This is a genomic window from Myxococcus dinghuensis (genome assembly GCF_024198235.1).
Taxonomy (GTDB): Bacteria; Myxococcota; Myxococcia; order Myxococcales; family Myxococcaceae; genus Myxococcus; species Myxococcus dinghuensis.
Genome location: NZ_JAKCFB010000013.1, coordinates 66,294 through 81,995, shown reverse-complemented (window position 1 = coordinate 81,995; position 15,702 = coordinate 66,294). Strand labels below are relative to the sequence as shown.

Annotated in this window: 10 protein-coding genes; 1 reads left to right on the top strand and 9 read right to left on the bottom strand. The window is 69.9% G+C overall.

Going from position 1 to position 15,702, the window contains the following annotated elements:
• Window positions 1–5: 5 nt before the first annotated feature.
• A complete protein-coding gene (gene sitA6, locus LZ198_RS18915; RefSeq protein WP_253973402.1) occupies window positions 6–677 on the bottom strand; it encodes a SitA6 family polymorphic toxin lipoprotein in 672 nt (223 codons plus the stop codon).
• Between the two features lie 247 nt (window positions 678–924).
• On the opposite strand from sitA6, the gene LZ198_RS18910 reads away from it, so the two are divergent.
• Window positions 925–4,314, top strand: a complete 3,390-nt coding sequence (locus tag LZ198_RS18910; RefSeq protein WP_253973401.1) for an AAA domain-containing protein — start codon at window positions 925–927, stop codon at window positions 4,312–4,314.
• A 98-nt stretch (window positions 4,315–4,412) separates the two neighbouring features.
• On the opposite strand, the gene LZ198_RS18905 is transcribed toward LZ198_RS18910, so the two are convergent.
• The 8 genes from LZ198_RS18905 to LZ198_RS18870 all read right to left on the bottom strand — a co-directional run bounded on the left by LZ198_RS18905 (window position 4,413) and on the right by LZ198_RS18870 (window position 15,617).
• Complete coding sequence (locus LZ198_RS18905; protein ID WP_253973400.1) at window positions 4,413–4,907, bottom strand: hypothetical protein; 495 nt, start codon at window positions 4,905–4,907, stop codon at window positions 4,413–4,415.
• A gap of 92 nt (window positions 4,908–4,999) precedes the next feature.
• Complete coding sequence (locus LZ198_RS18900; protein WP_253973399.1) at window positions 5,000–6,343, bottom strand: short-chain fatty acid transporter; 1,344 nt, start codon at window positions 6,341–6,343, stop codon at window positions 5,000–5,002.
• 86 nt (window positions 6,344–6,429) lie between these two features.
• Window positions 6,430–7,065: a glutathione S-transferase family protein gene (locus tag LZ198_RS18895; protein ID WP_253973398.1), complete on the bottom strand. Its 636-nt coding sequence runs from the start codon at window positions 7,063–7,065 to the stop codon at window positions 6,430–6,432.
• Window positions 7,066–7,169: 104 nt separating this feature from the next.
• Window positions 7,170–7,724 carry an HlyD family secretion protein gene (locus LZ198_RS18890; RefSeq protein ID WP_253973397.1) on the bottom strand — a complete coding sequence of 185 codons (555 nt, stop codon included), beginning with the start codon at window positions 7,722–7,724 and terminating at the stop codon, window positions 7,170–7,172.
• Complete coding sequence (locus LZ198_RS18885) at window positions 7,717–9,255, bottom strand: proton-conducting transporter transmembrane domain-containing protein (RefSeq protein WP_253973396.1); 1,539 nt, start codon at window positions 9,253–9,255, stop codon at window positions 7,717–7,719. Before LZ198_RS18885 ends, LZ198_RS18890 begins: the two co-directional genes overlap by 8 nt.
• Window positions 9,255–10,592: a proton-conducting transporter transmembrane domain-containing protein gene (locus LZ198_RS18880; protein ID WP_253973395.1), complete on the bottom strand. Its 1,338-nt coding sequence runs from the start codon at window positions 10,590–10,592 to the stop codon at window positions 9,255–9,257. Before LZ198_RS18880 ends, LZ198_RS18885 begins: the two co-directional genes overlap by 1 nt.
• Window positions 10,579–13,959 carry a YbcC family protein gene (locus tag LZ198_RS18875; RefSeq protein ID WP_253973394.1) on the bottom strand — a complete coding sequence of 1,127 codons (3,381 nt, stop codon included), beginning with the start codon at window positions 13,957–13,959 and terminating at the stop codon, window positions 10,579–10,581. The genes LZ198_RS18880 and LZ198_RS18875 overlap by 14 nt, the downstream gene beginning before the upstream one ends.
• Window positions 13,960–13,970: 11 nt before the next feature.
• Window positions 13,971–15,617 (bottom strand): SulP family inorganic anion transporter, encoded by a 1,647-nt coding sequence (locus LZ198_RS18870; protein WP_253973393.1) that lies wholly within the window; start codon window positions 15,615–15,617, stop codon window positions 13,971–13,973.
• Window positions 15,618–15,702: the final 85 nt, after the last annotated feature.

Below are 15,702 nucleotides of genomic sequence, written 5' to 3'. Positions count from 1 at the left end.
GACTCTCACGTGCCGGGGCGCGAGGAGTAGGGCTGAATAGGTCCGCCCATCAGCTCGAACCGGTGAATCAGCTCCCCTGCGAACTTGAAAATCTCCACGGGTGAGGCGTTCTCGTTGTTCGCCCTGAAGTCGCGCCAGGCGTCGTTCCATGCCCCGCCGCGACCCGTGCCATCGTGGATCCTCCGATGCACGGAGAGCGGGATGGGCATGGTGTAATTGTGGATCTTCACGCCCTGCCGTTCGAACCATGCCGCGAGGTCTTTCGACTGGGGGAAGATGTGGTGCTTCTCCCACCGTCCCGCGGGGAGCCGGAATGACGGAGGGATGCTCTGGGATGAGGCGCCGTTCCAGTTGGGGAACACCATGACGGCGCCTGGTGGAAGCTCCTGGGCACTTCCCCAATTCCGCCGGGGGCCACTGCCCGGCGAAGCGGCGGCCGCGGGCGGGCGGACGGGAGGGAGACGCGCCAGCTCGATGGCCCCAGGTGCATCCGCACAGTCGTAGAGTCCGCATGCGTCTTCCATGCAGTGCATGGAGACGCACAGGTCTTCATGGGAGGCGTCGCACTCCGTCTCCGCCGCCTCCCAAGCGTCTTGGACATACGGCCTGGAGGCAGAGGAACAGCCCGACCACGACACCGCGACCAATAGGAGCCACAGGGAGCGATAGGCTTGCATGGGCCTGAAGGCTATCAACCCTGGCTGTCAGGTGTGCTCGCAGCCCAGGACGGGGATTGCTCTCCAATAAGGGCCATCCCTGACATCAGGACCAGCCACCTTCGGACGTGGCCTGGATGGATGAGGCGAAAGCGACCCGTCGCCCTTTCGACAGTCATGGGTGGCGATGCCTGCATGGCAATCTCGTGAATCACCGCGATAGATTGAGTGCCATCAGGCTGGCTCCGCCGTCCATGAGGGGGAATCGATGCCGAAGGCGACTCGCGAGGCCCTCGAGCGAGAGTATGCGCATGCGAAGTCCAATCTCTCGAAGCCGGGGATCGATCCTGCCTTCGCCGCAATGTGGTCCAGGAAGGTGAAGGAGCTGGAGCGGAAGCTGCGTATGACCGCCCCGGGAGATCCGATCGCTGCGCCCAGCGCCTTGGATGCAGCCGAGGAACTGGATCAGTCGCTGGTCAATGGCTTCATGCGCCGTGCGGTCGTGGGACTGCACACGGCGAGTCGTGGGGGCTCGTCCCGGCTTCCCGAGGACCTCTTGGAGGCACTGGACCAGGAGAAGGCCAGCTACCGAGGGGTGAAGCTTCGGGAGGCTGCGGGAGTTCGGATCGAATCCGCACAGATGCTCAGCATGGAACCCTCTCCCTCCGCGGATGACGGTTGGAACGGGGGGACGTTGCTCGGCTTCAAGGCCGAGGTGCCCGTCGTCGCGGGGGAGATCGTCCATGTCGACCCTGAGACGGGCAGGGTGTTCATGTGCACGGGGCCGCAGTCTCCGCTCGAGGCATCGACTGTCCGTCAGGTGGAGTCCTGGTGCTACAAGCCGTTCGACTTCTCGCTGGCCATCCAGGGCGCGGCGTCGGCGCCCATTCCGGCCGCATCCCTCCAGAAGGCGCTCCGGTCGGTTCAGGGAGGGTTCGATTTGCGAAGGTCCGGGCCCCTCACCCTCGCCAACGTCTGGAAGAGCACGTGGGGAATTCTCTGGGGACCTCCTGGGACCGGTAAGACTCATGCGACCACACAGCAGCTCATCACCGCGCTCCTGCAGTTCCCATCCCAACGAATCATCGCCGCCGCACCTACGAATCGGGCGGTCGATGAATTGACCCGAAGGGTTGCTCAAGGATTGAAGGCGCAGGGATCGCTGATTCATGACGGTCTCTGCCGGGTTTTTCGTGGAGGGAAGGGCGCTGGTGAGCAGCTTGCCAACCTGTTCCCAGAGACGTTGCAGGACGCGGGATACCGCCGGTTGGTCGCGGAGATCGATCAGCAGGACCAGCTTGTCGCCCAGCTCGGTGCGAAAGGCGCTCCATCTACTGAGATTGCTCAAGCCCGAAAGCAGAGCTCCGACCTACGGAAGGCGCTGCCAGACGAAACGTTCTTCGCTGCGAAGAAGGGTCGCGCGACCTTGATTGTCGTGACGATTCACCGGGCGCTCAGGCTGGTCTCAGAACTCGCAGGAGACAGCCCGTTCTCCCGTGTCGTCATCGACGAAGCCGGGATGGTGCCTCGCGCGGCGGCAGCGCTCATCGCTCCGCTGGCTCCTCATGTATTCCTGGCGGGAGATCCCAAGCAGATTGGCCCCATCTCCCGTGCGCCGGAAGGGCATGGGGAGCATGTGAACCGGTGGTTCCGCAGTTCTCCCATGTCGCACTTGCAAGACACGACGAGAGACGTGTCGAAAGGGGATGTCCTGCTGCTGACCGAGCAGTACCGCATGCATCCGGAGATCTGCTCTGTGGTGAGTGAGTTCTCCTACGGCAAGATGCTGACGACCGCACCGCGCGTCCAGGAGCGCGCGGCGGCTTCGCTGGTCCCGGGGTTTCCCCAGAATCGAGCATGCTGGGTCGTCCTCGACCGTTGTACGACGGACCCTCGGAAGCTGGCATTCCGGCGCGCTCAGATAGGACGTGGATACGAGCGAGATGCTTCGGCACGTCTCCTGATTGAAATCGCGGAGCAGGTGCTCGCCAGCAACAGGTCGGTGTTGGCGCTGACGCCCTATCGCGCTCAGGCCAACGGACTTCGACGGTTGGGGACCGAACGCAACTTTCCGATAGGAAGGTTCATTGCGTCCACCATCCACCGACAGCAGGGGACTGAAGCGGACGTCGTGCTGATAGACACCGTCGCGGCTGGGCGGCCGTTTTCTCCAGGAGAACTGTCGATGATCCTGAACGTCGCGGCCAGCCGGGCTCGCGACCATCTGTTTCTCCTCTGCTCCACGGAAGAGGCTGGCGGACCCGTGACGGGTCTACTCGCGTCACTCCTACACCCCGTCAGCTTCCGCAAGGGGAAGTTCGTGGCGGAGCACATCGACGTGAGCTTCCCGTTGAAGATGGAGCGAGGAATCACCCTCTCCTCCGAGCTGCGGGCCCGGAGGCAGGAGCGACCGCTCTTCTCGGAGGAGCAGGTCGAGCTGTTCCGCCGTCGAGTCGACGAAGGCCATCACCTCGTCCGTGGCGTCGCGGGCTCCGGCAAGACCTTCGTGCTCACGCATTGGCTCGCGCGATTCCTCGAGGAGCATCCGAAGACCAGGGTCCTCGTTTCGTACGCCAACAAGGCGCTTCGTCCCTTGCTGGAGTCCCTCGTGTCGAGAGCGCTCGAGGCGCGCTTCGGTCATGCGAACTTGCAGGCACTGGAGCGGGTCACTTTCACCCACGTCGACCTTCTCCGGAGACAAAGTGCCCTGTTCGACGCGGTCTTCGTGGACGAGGCCCAGGACATGGGACCAGAACACCTGCGCCTGCTCTATGAGGCGGCACGCCCCATGGTTCGCGAGAACGGAACCACAGGCCTCAGACCCCTCTACCTGTTCCTCGACGATTCACAGAACATCCGAGGGAATGCGTCGCTCGAAGCGCTCAAGACAGAGCTCCCAGCCGCTCTCAACTTCTCTGGGCGAGTCCGCGTCCTGCGTGAGGCGTTTCGCTCGACCCGGGAGATCCTCGACCTCGCCTTCAATTGCGTCCTCGATCCGCATCGACTCCAGGGCGTCAGGGAGCCTGGGATGCGGGAGTTCATGAAGACGAACGAACTCATGACCCATGATTTGCTCGAGACCCCGACGAAGGCCCTCGATGGGTTGTTCCATGTCGCCTACACGGAGAGGTCCGGGGTACCGCCGAGGGTCCAATCGTTCGGGTCGGAGTCCGCGGAGCATGGATGGTTGGCGTCGGAGATACGACGGCTCGTGGAGGAGGAGGGGCTGTCCGCGAGAGAGATCCTGGTCGTTCAGCTCGCGAAACCGAGCAGGGTCGCGAGCGCTTTGAGTCGCGCGGGCGTTCCCGCCGCGGCGTTCGGTGGGGCAGGTGGGCAGGAGGCCGGGGCGTTTCCCGTGGAGAACTTCGAGTACGTGCGAGTGACGACGGTGTCCTCGTGCAAGGGACACGAAGCGCCTGTCGTGTTCTTCACGGGCGTGGATCAGCTGGACGATGCCACGTGGCTCCAGGATGGCGTGCTGGAGCATGGAGACGCGACGCCCCGGGGGCTCGAGCGAAGGTTGCGTGCCTTCTTCTACGTCGGGGCGACCCGGGCCATGTACCGTCAGTACATCAGCGGCCAATCCCAATCGAGGTTCGTCAAGGCCGCCGCGTACTACGCGGGAGTCTTGGAGGGGAACGAGCCGTCGCGCTCCTGAATCCGCTCCAGCCCTGACCCCCGAAACACCGACGCCCGCGCGGCGGACCCTGGAGGGCCACCGGCGGGCGTCGTGTACTGGATTCGCTGGGCTCGGGACTACTGCACCTTGACCTGCAGCTCCTTGAGCACCTGGTCGCCGCGCATGATGGACACGGTCCAGGTGCCCGGCTTGTTCAGCCGCACGCCCGTCCACTGACGCGCGCGCCAGCCGTCGCCCTTGAGCTTCACGTCCTTGGTCTCGCGCACCACGGTGCCCTGCTTGGTCTGCACCATGACGTCCTCGACCGAGTCACCCTGCGGCACCAGGTACGCCTGCCACAGCATGACGTTGGTGTTGGCCTTCACACCCTCGGGGCCTACCTCCGCGGTGCACTCGAACTTGTTCGGACCTTCCTTCGCCACCTCGGTGCAGAGCTTGGCCTCCACCAGCACCGGCCCCTGTCCCTGCCCCTTGTAGAAGTAGTTCCACGTGTCACGCACGGCGTCGGCGCTCGGCGCCTTCACGGCCTCGGGCGCGGCGTCCTGCGCCATCGCCAGCGTCGACATCCCCAGCACCGCACACACCATGCTCCGCGTCAGCAGCTTCTTCATCGTCGGGGTCCCCTCGTTGGTCGGTCCACGGCTGGCCTCCCCGGCCAGCCACGCCCTTGATGTAGCACGAAATCCGCCGCGTCCAACCGCGCCTACCCCCACAGGAAGAACGCCAGCGTCACCAGCGGCAGGTACACCAGGAAAGCCACGAGCAGGAAGCCGAGGATGTCCTTGAACTCCAACTTCGCCACCGCGAGCAGCGGCAGCGCCCAGAACGGCTGGATGAGGTCCGTGGCCATGTCGCCCCACGCGTACGCGAGCACCACCTTCTCCGGCGCCACGCCGAGCGTCTTCGCCGCCTCCAGCAGGTACGGCGCCTCGATGGCCCACTTCGAGCCTCCCGACGGCACGAAGTAGTTCACCACGCCGCTGTAGAGATAGACGATGGCCGGGAACGTCGAACGCGTGGACATCGACACGAACAGCTCGCCGATGCGGTCCGTCAACCCCGTGGCCTTGAAGATGCCGTAGATGCCCGCATACAGCGGGAACTGGAGGACGATGCCGTGCAACACCCCGCCGGCCTCCTCCGACGCCTTGATGAGCCGCGCGGGCGTGCCATGCAGCAGCACCGCCAGCACCAGGAACGTGAAGTTCACCACGTTGAGGTTGAGCGCGCGCCACCCCCCGTTCATCCACAGGTAGCGCCCCAGCCACACGAGCCCCAGCACCCCGAAGACGAGGTTGAGCACCCGCGCGTGGTCCAACCACACCGCGAAGCTCTTCTCCGCCGGACGCTCGGGCGGCACGAAGTCCCCCAGCGTCTCCAGCACCGCCGGGTCCACGCGCACCACGCTCCCGGGCTCGGGATGCAGCGCCCACGCGAGCAGCACCAACCCCACCACCACCACCACCGTGAGGCCCACGTTGAACGGCGAGAACAACGTGCGGTCGATGGGGATGACCCCCACGGACTTCTCCAGGAAGTGCCCCGGGGTCGCCACCAGCAGCGGCGCGGACGCGGACAGGCCCGCGTGCCACGTGGCCCCCAGGCCGAAGTACGCACACGCCACCAGCAGCCGGTAGTCCACGTCCGGCCTGCGGCGCGCCACGAAGCGCACCAGCATCGCGCTGGCGACGAGGGACAGGCCCCAGTTGATGTAGGCCAGCCCCATGGACACCCCCGCCATCAGCGCCACCGCGCCGCGCGGCGTGCGCGCAAGCCCGGCCGCCCACACCAGCAGCCGCCGCACCGGCGGGGTGAGCGCCAGCAGGTAGCCGGTGAACATCACCAGCGCCATCTGCATGGAGAAGGTGAGCAGCTCCCAGAAGCCGCCCCCCCACGCGTCGAGCACCTTCGCGGGCGCCGCGTCCGCCCACCCCATGGCCAGGCCCATGGTGAGCAGGCTCAGCAGCACGGCGATGGAGAACGCGCTGGGGACGAAGCGCGCGGAGAAACGACCGAGGGCTTCGGCGATGCGGACGAGGGTCTCCACGAGGTGAGGGCTCCCGGACTGCCGTCACCCCGACGGGGGCGGGCAGGAGCGTTCTACGGCATCCCCCCGCGCCCGGACCACCCACCTCAACGCGCCGGCGCGCCCGCCACGATGCGCTTCCACGCGGGCCGGGTGCCGATGCGCTCCCACCACGCGGCCACGTTGCGGCGCGTCAAGATGAGGTCGTCCTGCTTCGCGATGACGAGGAACTGGAGGGTGGGCACGTAGACCAGGTCCGCCAGGGTGAAGGTGTCCCCGGCCAGGTAGTGCTTCCCCTCCAGCGCGCGCTCCAGCACGTCCAGGACGTAGGCGACGCTCTCGCGCGCCTTCTCGACCTCGGCCGGGTCCGTCTTCCCGCCGAACATGGGGTTGAGGAACAACTGCTTGCGGATCTCGAAGATGTGCGGCTGGAGGTACGACGGCTCCACGCTCACCCACTGGTCCATCACCGCGCGCGTCTTCGCGTCCGCGGGGATGAGGCTCGGCGCGGAGGAGGGCAGGCCGTCGACGTAGCGGATGATGGCGCCCGACTCGTACAGCCGGAAGTCCCCGTCGATGAGCACGGGAATCTTCGCGAACGGGTGGACCGCGCGGTGCTGGGGCAGCCGCTGCTCGCCCTTGGCCAGGTCGACCGGGATGAGCTCGGCCTCGAGGCCCTTCTCGGCCAGGGCGAGCAGGGCCCTCAGGGTGCAGGTGCTGTAGCTGTTTCCGTAGAGCTTCATGGCGGACCTCCGGGGAAGCGGGGCCGGGCATCCCGGCGCCGTCGTCGGTGAGGCCCTACCCTGCTTCCCCGGTGTGTCAGCCGTATGTCAGGTTTGTGCGACGCCTAGCGGCCGCTGCCGCCGTACGCCTGGACCTGGGAGTCGAGCTCCTGCCAGTGGGCCCGGGCCTGGCGCTGCTGCTGCAGGTCGTTGTCGACCACCTGCTGGGACTCCTGCGCCTTGCGCTGCGTGTCCTCCACGTTGCGGGCGAACTTCTGGCCGTCGAGCTTGTTGGCGCGGATGTCGCCGCTGCGCTGGAGCGTCTCGTAGCGGGCCTGCTCCAACTGCGCCTTGGCCACGTCGCGCTCCCGCTCGCGCAGCGTCTTCAGCGACTTGCGGGTGGTGACGACCCGCTCACGCCAGGCCACCTGCGCCTTGGCCGCCTCCAACTGGGTGTCCGACTGCTGGAGGCGCTGCTGCGCGTCGGCGCTCGCGTTCTGGCCCTTGGCGTTCGCGTGCTTCATCTCCGCCTTGGCCGCGCCGTGGCTGGCCTTGGCCGCCTTCTCCTCCTTCTTGGCGATCTCCAGCTCGCGCTTGCTGTCCTCCTCCGCGACCTTGGCGCGGGTCACCTCGTCCTCGGACTTGGTCTCGAGGAGCTGTGCCTGGCGCACGTCATTCATCTGGTCGGGGGGGACTCGCGCCAACCAGGATTCGTCCACCTTCGCGCTGTGTCGACTCGAACTGCAGCCGCTCAGGCCCAGCATCGTCGCCACGAACAGGCCCCCCAGGACGTTGCGCTGCCTCGACTGGAACATGGTGCTCCCTCCTATTCCGGATGGCTTTGGCCTCACGGTGAGCACGCTGGAAGACGATGGAAGGCGCCATGGAGGGAGGGAAGACCGACTCGCCGAGGCCCCGGCCCCCGGCGAGGAGGGCGAGGACCAGGGCCACCGCCGTCCAGCGCTCCCGGGGGAGGAGGTCGGTGAATGGCCGAGGCGAGGGAGGACCGAGGAAGGCGCGCTGCCAGGCCCTCAGGAGGGTGACCGCGCCCAGCGCCAGGGCGAGCAGGAGCGCGAGCGCCAGGGCCGGATGCACGCCGACGGCCGCGCGCAGCAGCAGGTCCTCGCTCGTGAACCCCCACGTCCCCGGCACGCCCAGGGCCCCCAGGGCGAGCAACAGGAAGAGCACCGACATGCGACCGCCCGGGGCGTGGAGTCCTCCCAGCCTCGTCGTGTCCGCGGTGCCCGTCCTCCGCTCCAGCGATTGGACGAGCAGCCCCAGCCCGGTGAAGGAGAGGCCCATGGCGACGGCGTGGAGTCGCGCGCCCGGCCAGGCCTCCGCGCCTCCCAGCACCGCTCCCGCGAGCACCAGGCCGGAGTGGCTCGACAGCAGGAAGCCGAGCATGCGGCGGAGGTCGGTCTGGGCCCAGGCCGCCACGGCCCCATGGAGCGCCGTCGCCACGCCCAGGGTGCCCAGCAGCGCGAGCGCCGGAGCGCCCAGGCAAGGCGTCAGGCGCTCCAGCAGGAAGAGTCCCACCACCAGGTGTGTCACCACGAGCCCCACGCCCAGGGGCAGCCGCGTCACCACGCAAGGGAGCCACGAGTGGAAGGGCACCACCGCCAGACGGACGCCCACGGCGAGCGCCGCCAGGGCGCCGAGGCCCAGCGCCATGGTGGGGCGGGGGGTGTGCACGACGTACGCGGCCCCGGGGGCGCCATCGGGCAGGTCCAAGCCCAACACGGCCAGCAGCGGCAGCGTGCCCACGAGCATGTAGAGGTGGAACACGCGCGCCTCGCGTGGGCCCGGCGCGCTCCGCTCCCTCTGGGCCAGCAGCCCGGCGAGGGGCATGGGCAATGCGACGAGACAGCCGAGCAGCGGGAGCGTGCCCCGCGCGCGGAACACCCCCAGCGCCGCGCCTTCGGTGAGGAGCAGCGCCATCAGCATCCCCCGGTCCAGGAGTTGTCGGGGGCCCGCGACGAGCGTCGCCAGGGTGAGCAGTGAGACCAGCGGGCAGAGGAGGGCGTCGGGGTCGTCGGGGCGCGCACGCCCGGTGGGAGGCCACGAGAGGGCCAGCGCGACGACCAGGGTGAGCGAGGCCGCGACGGTGGCCACGCGGAGCGCGCGCGCGGGCGTTCGGGTCCCCACGAGCGACACCGCGCCGACGATGGGGAGCACGAGCAGGAGGGGGACGAGCAGCGTCGTGGGTGTCATCACACGGCTCCCGTGGAGGGATTGCTGGGAGAGGTCTCCGCGGGGCGGGCGGGGGTCGGCGGGGGGACCTCCGCGGCCGAGAGGGTGCCCACCCAGCGGCGCTCCGCCGCGTCGAGGGCGCGCCCCAGCCGCAGCAGCGGATGGAGGAGCCAGCGCTCGTACAGCGCGTCCACGGCGAAGCGCTCCATCGCGAGCCGGTAGAGGCGTGGCGCCCAGGCCCGGGGCACGAACCGGTGCAACCAGACGAGGGAGGGCGGTGGTGTGTCGCGCAGCGCCGCGCGCCAGGCCTGGGCCTGCCTGAGCGCGGACGGCGCGCGGAGGAACTGGAGGCAGCGCAGGCCGGCGTGGGCCACCAGGTGGAGCAGGGCGAGCGAGTACAGGCCGAGCCCCACCTCCACGAACATCAGCCCCACCTGGGTGAGGACGCCCTGGGCCAGCGCGCCCTTCACGTCCGTCTGGACGCGCCAGGCGAGGGTGGCTTGCAGCGCGGTGAGCAGCCCCACCAGGACGAGGGCGCCTCGGACGACGGGCGCGTGCTCCAGCAGGGGCGCGGCCCGGAGCAGCAGATAGGGGCCCGCGTGGATGGAGAGCGCGCCATAGAAGAGGGCGCTGGACGGCGTGGGGCCCTCCATCGCGCGAGCCAGCCAACCGCTGAAGGGGAACTGCGCGGACTTGCCCATCGCCGCGAGCAGGAGGCACAGCGCGAGGGCCGTCGTGGGGAGCGCCCGCGTGGGCTCGGGCCAGCGCGTGTCGCCCGCGGCGTGGTGCAGCCAGGCCACGGCCATGAACAGGCCGACGTCACACAGCCGATAGGTCCCGAAGGCCCGCAGCCCGGCGCGGACGGGGCTGGCGCGCTCCTGGAAGAAGCCGATGAGCAGGGCCGAGGACAGCCCCACCAGCTCCCAACCGATGGCGAGCACCTCCAGGCTCCCGGCGCCCACCAGCAACTGCATCCCCGCGGCGAACAGCGCCAGCAGGAGGAAGAAGCGCGCGAAGCCCGGCTCGCGGTGCAGGTAGGGGATGGCGAAGCGCCCCACCCACAGGGTGATGACGCTCACCAGCACGAGCATGGGCGCGGACAGGGCATCCACGAGGAACGGCCCTCCGAAGGGGAGCGTCGTGGCGAGCACCGCGTGAGGGTGCAGGGCCCACCACGCGGTCGCCGTGAGCGCGCAGCCCAGGGACAGCCACAGGGCGCCGACGACCGCGCGCGCGACCCCGCGCTCGCTCGGCGCGCGACCCACGAGCAGCGCCGCGCCCACGGCGAGGAACGCCAGCAGCGGCGCCAACGCAACCGCCGCCGCGAGCCAGCCCGGGTCGAGGTCAGGCGGTGCCATGGGGGCGTCCTCGCGCGGAGGCAGCGGGCCGGAGGGTGTCGCTCCGGATGAGCGCGGGCGGCAGGAAGTCCCTCCGGCCCGCGTACCAGCGGGGAGAGGCCGCGACCTCCGGCAGGGGTGTGTCGGGTGGCTGGAGGGCCTTGAAGCCCTGGGGCGTGAAGCGCCGCTGGACGCCCGTCACCGGGTCCAGGCCGATGAGCTGGACCCAGCCCTGACCGATGAGCTCCCGCAGGGGCGGTTGTCGCTCCAGGATGGCCGACAGCACGGCGTCGCTCGCCTCGACGACGAGCAGCAGCCGCATCGGCTCGTGCAGCTCCACCATCTGCCAGGGCAGCCCCGTGCGCAGGTCGCTCTGCGCGCCGTCCATCACCCCGAGCAGGCCGGTGAGGTTGTGCGGCACCTTCGTCCCGCAGCCGTACCGCGCGTTGTCGACGCGGGAGAAGTAGTACTCGAGGTTGATGCCCGCGCCGACGGGGCCCGCGGCGAGCAGGATTCGCTCGATGATGGCCCCGCTCGCGTCGAGGCTCGGGTCGTAGGAGATGAGGAAGGCGCGGCGGTCGAGGAACAGCCCGCGGGTCAGGGCGCGACGCCCCACGATGCAGACCGCGTTGGTGACGTGCCCCAGCTCCGGTCGAGGCTGGCCCAGGTCCGTGGCCCGCGCCTCGACGTGCCGGAGCGCCGAGGCGGGCGTGAGGTCCTCGGGCGCCGACTCGAAGCGGCGGCAGCGCTCGTGGGCGGACCGGGCTCGGGCGTGCTCCAGGGCCGCGCCAAGCCGGGTCAGGTCGTCCCGCAGCGCGCCGGGGACGTGCCGCGTGTCATACAAGGCGACCTCGTCCGTGGTCGTGTTGTGCAGCCCTCCGACGAACCACGTGGTGTCGGGGATGGCGATGCCGCGTTCGCGCAGCCGCGCGCGGACCTCGGGGTGGTTGGCCATCTCCGCGAAGAGCCGGGCGTTGGGGCCGCCGTGTCTTCCACCACAGGCGCCACAGTCGTACGCGGCCAGGTGCGGGTTGTTGACGCTCGTCGCGCCGTGACCGAGCACCGCCACCAGCGGCGCGAAGTCCTTCACGAGGCCGATGCTCTCCAGGGCGCTCGCGACGCGTGTCGCCTGCTCGTCCACGGTGAACCCCCGGGGCTTCCCCTCCGCGCGCGGCGCTCCCGGTTCGCGAAGGCTCGTCAGCCCGGTGACGGGCAGGGGGAGCAGCCGCGCCTCGAGCCCTCGGCGCAGCCGTTCCATCGCGCGAGGGAAGAGGAGCTGGAAGGGCAGGCGCAGCAGGCAGAGCACACCGAGCAGCGGCGTCAGCAGCCACGCGACCTCCAACGCATGGGTGCCCTGGTGCAAGGCGTGCGCGAGGCCCGCCCACCTCGCGCGTCGTCGTGCGCGGGCTCGGGCGCGGGGTGTCTCCCCCGGGAGGGGATGCTCCTCCACGACGTGGGCGGGCGTCACCACCACGGGGCAGAGGGCGAAGGCCTGGGCGTCATCCAGGCCCTGGTAGTCGATGGCGACGCCGAAGAAGCCCGCGATGCCGAAGGTCTCGTGTCGCGCGTCCTGCTCCTCGAAGTGCCGGCGGATGGACTCCTCCCGGTCGTCCATGCAGAACAGCGCCTGCAGGCGTGGGGCCTCCACCACTCGCTCGGATTCCGGCCGTCGCCGATTGCACGCGAGCCCCCAGGAGACCTCCTGGCGATAGTGGTGTTCGAGGGCCTCGTGCCACAGCCGCCGCCGCGTCGGTGCGTCGAAGCGCTCGAGGGTGTCCAGCAAGGCCTGCCTGTATCGCGGGCCCTGTCGCGCCAGCTCCATCGCGGACACCCCCGCGAGCTGCATCCATTGGAAGAGGCGCCAGCTCCCCGCCTCCCGCGGCGGAGGCTCGTCGGAGACACGCGGCGTGTCTCGCGCCGAGTCCGTGAGCGAGGACGAGGGGCCCTGATGGCCCAGGAGCTCCCGGGCGGCACAGGCCAGCGCGTGGCGCTCCAGGTCGAGCCTCACCGCCAGGAAGTCCATCAGCCGCGCGGGGGGCGCATCCGGCGAGCGCGCCGGGTCGTGCTCCAGGCGATGGAACATGCCCGCCCATCCAGGCAGGGCGAGCAGGACGCGGACCAGGTAGGGCTCCCAGTGCTCCTCCGCGACCCCCAGGGCCCCGAGCGCGTCGAGCACCGTGTCCTCGGAGGACGCGGGAGCCCCGCCCTCCGCCGCCGGTGGCGGGAGCCACGCCAGCTCCCCGCCCAGCCCCGCCTGTCGCAGCGCGCGCCACGCGGCGTACAGCCCATGTCGACGATGGGGCATGGGCCAGTGCGCGATGCCTTCGTCCAGGAAGGCCGCGCACACGCGGATGAGCGGGGGATGGACCCACTCCCCGACGTCGAAGCCCGTGGCCCCGAGCAATTGCTCACGATGGCTGGCGATGCCTCCGCGGGGTGGACCGAGGGAGGGAGGCGGTGTCGCGAGCCGTGGCGCGCGACACACGGCCCAGAGGGCCGACACGGCGAAGGGCTCGCAGTCCTGTCCCACCTGTTCCCAGAGCGAGGCCCAACCGCCGTCGCCGCCGAAGGCCGTGGCGAGCGCATGTGGCACGAGCGCCGCCTCGGCGCTCAGCCAGCGCTCCAGCGTGAGGCCCGGCGTGCTGCGGACCTCTTCCTCCACCCGCGCCACGTAGCCCGGGGCGCGCGCCGAGGGGACGCCGAGCAGCCGCAAGGCGAAGTCCACGGGGAGGGGCTGGCGGAAGCAGAGCGCGGCGTCATGCACCGAGGCCGCGAAGGTGGGCTCCAGCAGCGCGCTGGCCAGCTCCGACATCGTCCATTCCCGCCCCACCCGGTCGAGCCACGACCGCATCCCCGTTCGGGAGGACGCCAGGAAGCGCCGCCGGGCCGCCACGGGCACGTCGTCGCGGAGCGCGCGGGTGCAGGACTGCTCCATGAGCCGCCACTGGAGCGACGCCGCCGTCTCCGCGGGGACGGGGAAGCGCAACGCGAGCAACGCCACGGCGGTCGGGGAGAGGAGGACGTCCAGCTCCGCCTGGGAGGCGGCCTCTCCTCCTCGTGTCGGAGCGCCATCGCCGGACGTCGTCGCCTCCGAGGAGAGGCCCTCCTCCGCGAGCACGGCGAGGAGGTCTCCGTCGGTGATGCGGCCCTGTTGGTACAGCTCGAGGAAGCGCGACTCGGGGAGGTAGCTCTCCGCGCCGAAGGTGGTGCTCGCGGCGGCGAGGGCCTGGTGGAAGGGGAGGTGCTGGAACGCGTGCAGCGTGTTGTGGTGGATGAACGTGCCGAGCGGCCCCTGCGCGGGGAGCAGGTGGCTGGCGTGAGCCAGGGCCGCGCGCAGGCGCGCGGCGCGGTCGCTGGCGGCAGACGCGGGCTTCGATTCGGGGCGCATCGTCGTCTCCCTCAGGAGGTGAGCTCCAGGCCCGGCGCCACGCTCTTCTTCCTCGCGGCGAGGGGATGCGGGGACAGGCCCCGGTGATGCTCCAGCCCGCGCACCCCCAACGTCCGGCCCTCTCTCGCCAGCTCGTGCGCCAGCTCCTGGAACCGCTGCATCACCGTGTGGTCGACGAGCCTCGCCTCGCTCAGGTCCACGTCGATGCGGCGCGCCCGCGGGTGCCGGGACAGCCGCTTCTTGAGGGCGAGGAAGTTGGTGAACACCGCGGCGCCCCGCACGCGCAGCACCACGCGCTCGCTCGTCACCTGCTCCTGGATGTCGGGGCGGAAGAAGCCACGCGCCGGCGCCCCGTTGAGCAGGTTGACCACCGCCTCCACCACGATGCCGGACGCCACGCCCACCAGCAGGTCCGTGGCCAGGGTGACCCCCAGCGTGACGGTGAAGACGAGCAGTTGCTCCACGCCGATGCGCAACGTCTTCACCCACTCGCCGGGCGACGCCAGCCGCACGCCCGTGAAGATGAGCATCCCCGCCAGCGCGGCCAGCGGAATCCGGTGGATGAGCATGGGCGCGAACGCCACGAGCGACAGCAGGAACAGCCCGTGGAAGAAGTTCGACAGCCGCGTGCGCGCCCCATAGCCGATGTTCGCCGTGCTGCGCACGACCTCCGAAATCATCGGCAGGCCACCGAGCAGCCCCGCCACCAGGTTGCCCACGCCCGTCGCGAGCAGGTCTTTGTCCATGTTCGAACGGCGCCGCTCCGGGTCCATCAGGTCCACCGCCTTGACGGTGAGCAGGGACTCGATGCTGCCCACCAGCGCGAACATGAGGATGTACTTGAGCGAGGTGGCGGAGAGGACGTCGGAGAAGTCCGGGAACGTCACCGCCGTGAGCAGGTTGCCCGGCAGGTTCACCAGGTAGCCCGGCCCCACGGAGAAGACCGCGTGGGAGAAGGTGAAGGTGTGCGGGTGCTCCAGGTCGAACGCCAGCCCCAGGGGCACCGTCACCAGCAGCACCAGCAACGGTGCGGGCACGCGCTTCAGGAACCCGAGGCGCCGGGCGAGCGCCGCATGCCCGAACAACAGCCCCAGGGCCAGCGCGCCGATGAGCGCGATCTCGGGGTTCAGCCGCGACACGCTGGAGGGAATCTCCGCCAACAGGCGCAGGGGCTCCTTCGCGACGGGCGCCACCCCGAGCAGGACGTGGACCTGCTTGGCGCAGATGATGACGCCGATGGCCGCGAGCATCCCGTGGACGACCGAGGACGGGAAGAAGTCCCCCAGCCGCCCCGCGCGCAGCGCCGCGAACACGACCTGGAGCCCCGCCGCCACCACGATGGTCGCCAGCGCCCGGCGGTAGCCCCGCCCCGCATCGCCTTGTCCCAGCTCCGTCACGGCGCCCAGGGCGATGACGATGAGCCCCGCCGCGGGCCCCTTGATGGTCAGCGCCGCGCTCCCCAACCACGAGCTGACGACTCCGCCCACCACCGCCGTGAGGATGCCGGCCACCGGTGGGAAGCCGCTCGCCATGGCGATTCCCAGACACAGCGGGAGCGCGATGAGGAAGACGAGGAAGCCGGAGACCAGGTCACCCTTCCACGAGGCTCGCCCCGGGGTCCCGGAGGAATGACAGACAGCGGACGGCGACCGTTCCATGAAACCACCCCCTCCTGCTTCACCTGCCCGAAGCCGCTCGGAGACGAGCGGACCGTCGGCGTATCGAGGCATGGAGATGGAACGA

Excerpts from the sequence above, each read along its gene's own strand:
- sitA6 (WP_253973402.1), bottom strand. The coding sequence starts at position 677 with ATGCAAGCCTATCGCTCCCTGTGGCTCCTATTGGTCGCGGTGTCGTGG.
- LZ198_RS18910 (WP_253973401.1), top strand. The coding sequence starts at position 925 with ATGCCGAAGGCGACTCGCGAGGCCCTCGAGCGAGAGTATGCGCATGCG.
- LZ198_RS18905 (WP_253973400.1), bottom strand. The coding sequence starts at position 4,907 with ATGAAGAAGCTGCTGACGCGGAGCATGGTGTGTGCGGTGCTGGGGATG.
- LZ198_RS18895 (WP_253973398.1), bottom strand. The coding sequence starts at position 7,065 with ATGAAGCTCTACGGAAACAGCTACAGCACCTGCACCCTGAGGGCCCTG.
- LZ198_RS18890 (WP_253973397.1), bottom strand. The coding sequence starts at position 7,724 with ATGAATGACGTGCGCCAGGCACAGCTCCTCGAGACCAAGTCCGAGGAC.
- LZ198_RS18885 (WP_253973396.1), bottom strand. The coding sequence starts at position 9,255 with ATGACACCCACGACGCTGCTCGTCCCCCTCCTGCTCGTGCTCCCCATC.
- LZ198_RS18880 (WP_253973395.1), bottom strand. The coding sequence starts at position 10,592 with ATGGCACCGCCTGACCTCGACCCGGGCTGGCTCGCGGCGGCGGTTGCG.
- LZ198_RS18875 (WP_253973394.1), bottom strand. The coding sequence starts at position 13,959 with ATGCGCCCCGAATCGAAGCCCGCGTCTGCCGCCAGCGACCGCGCCGCG.
- LZ198_RS18870 (WP_253973393.1), bottom strand. The coding sequence starts at position 15,617 with ATGGAACGGTCGCCGTCCGCTGTCTGTCATTCCTCCGGGACCCCGGGG.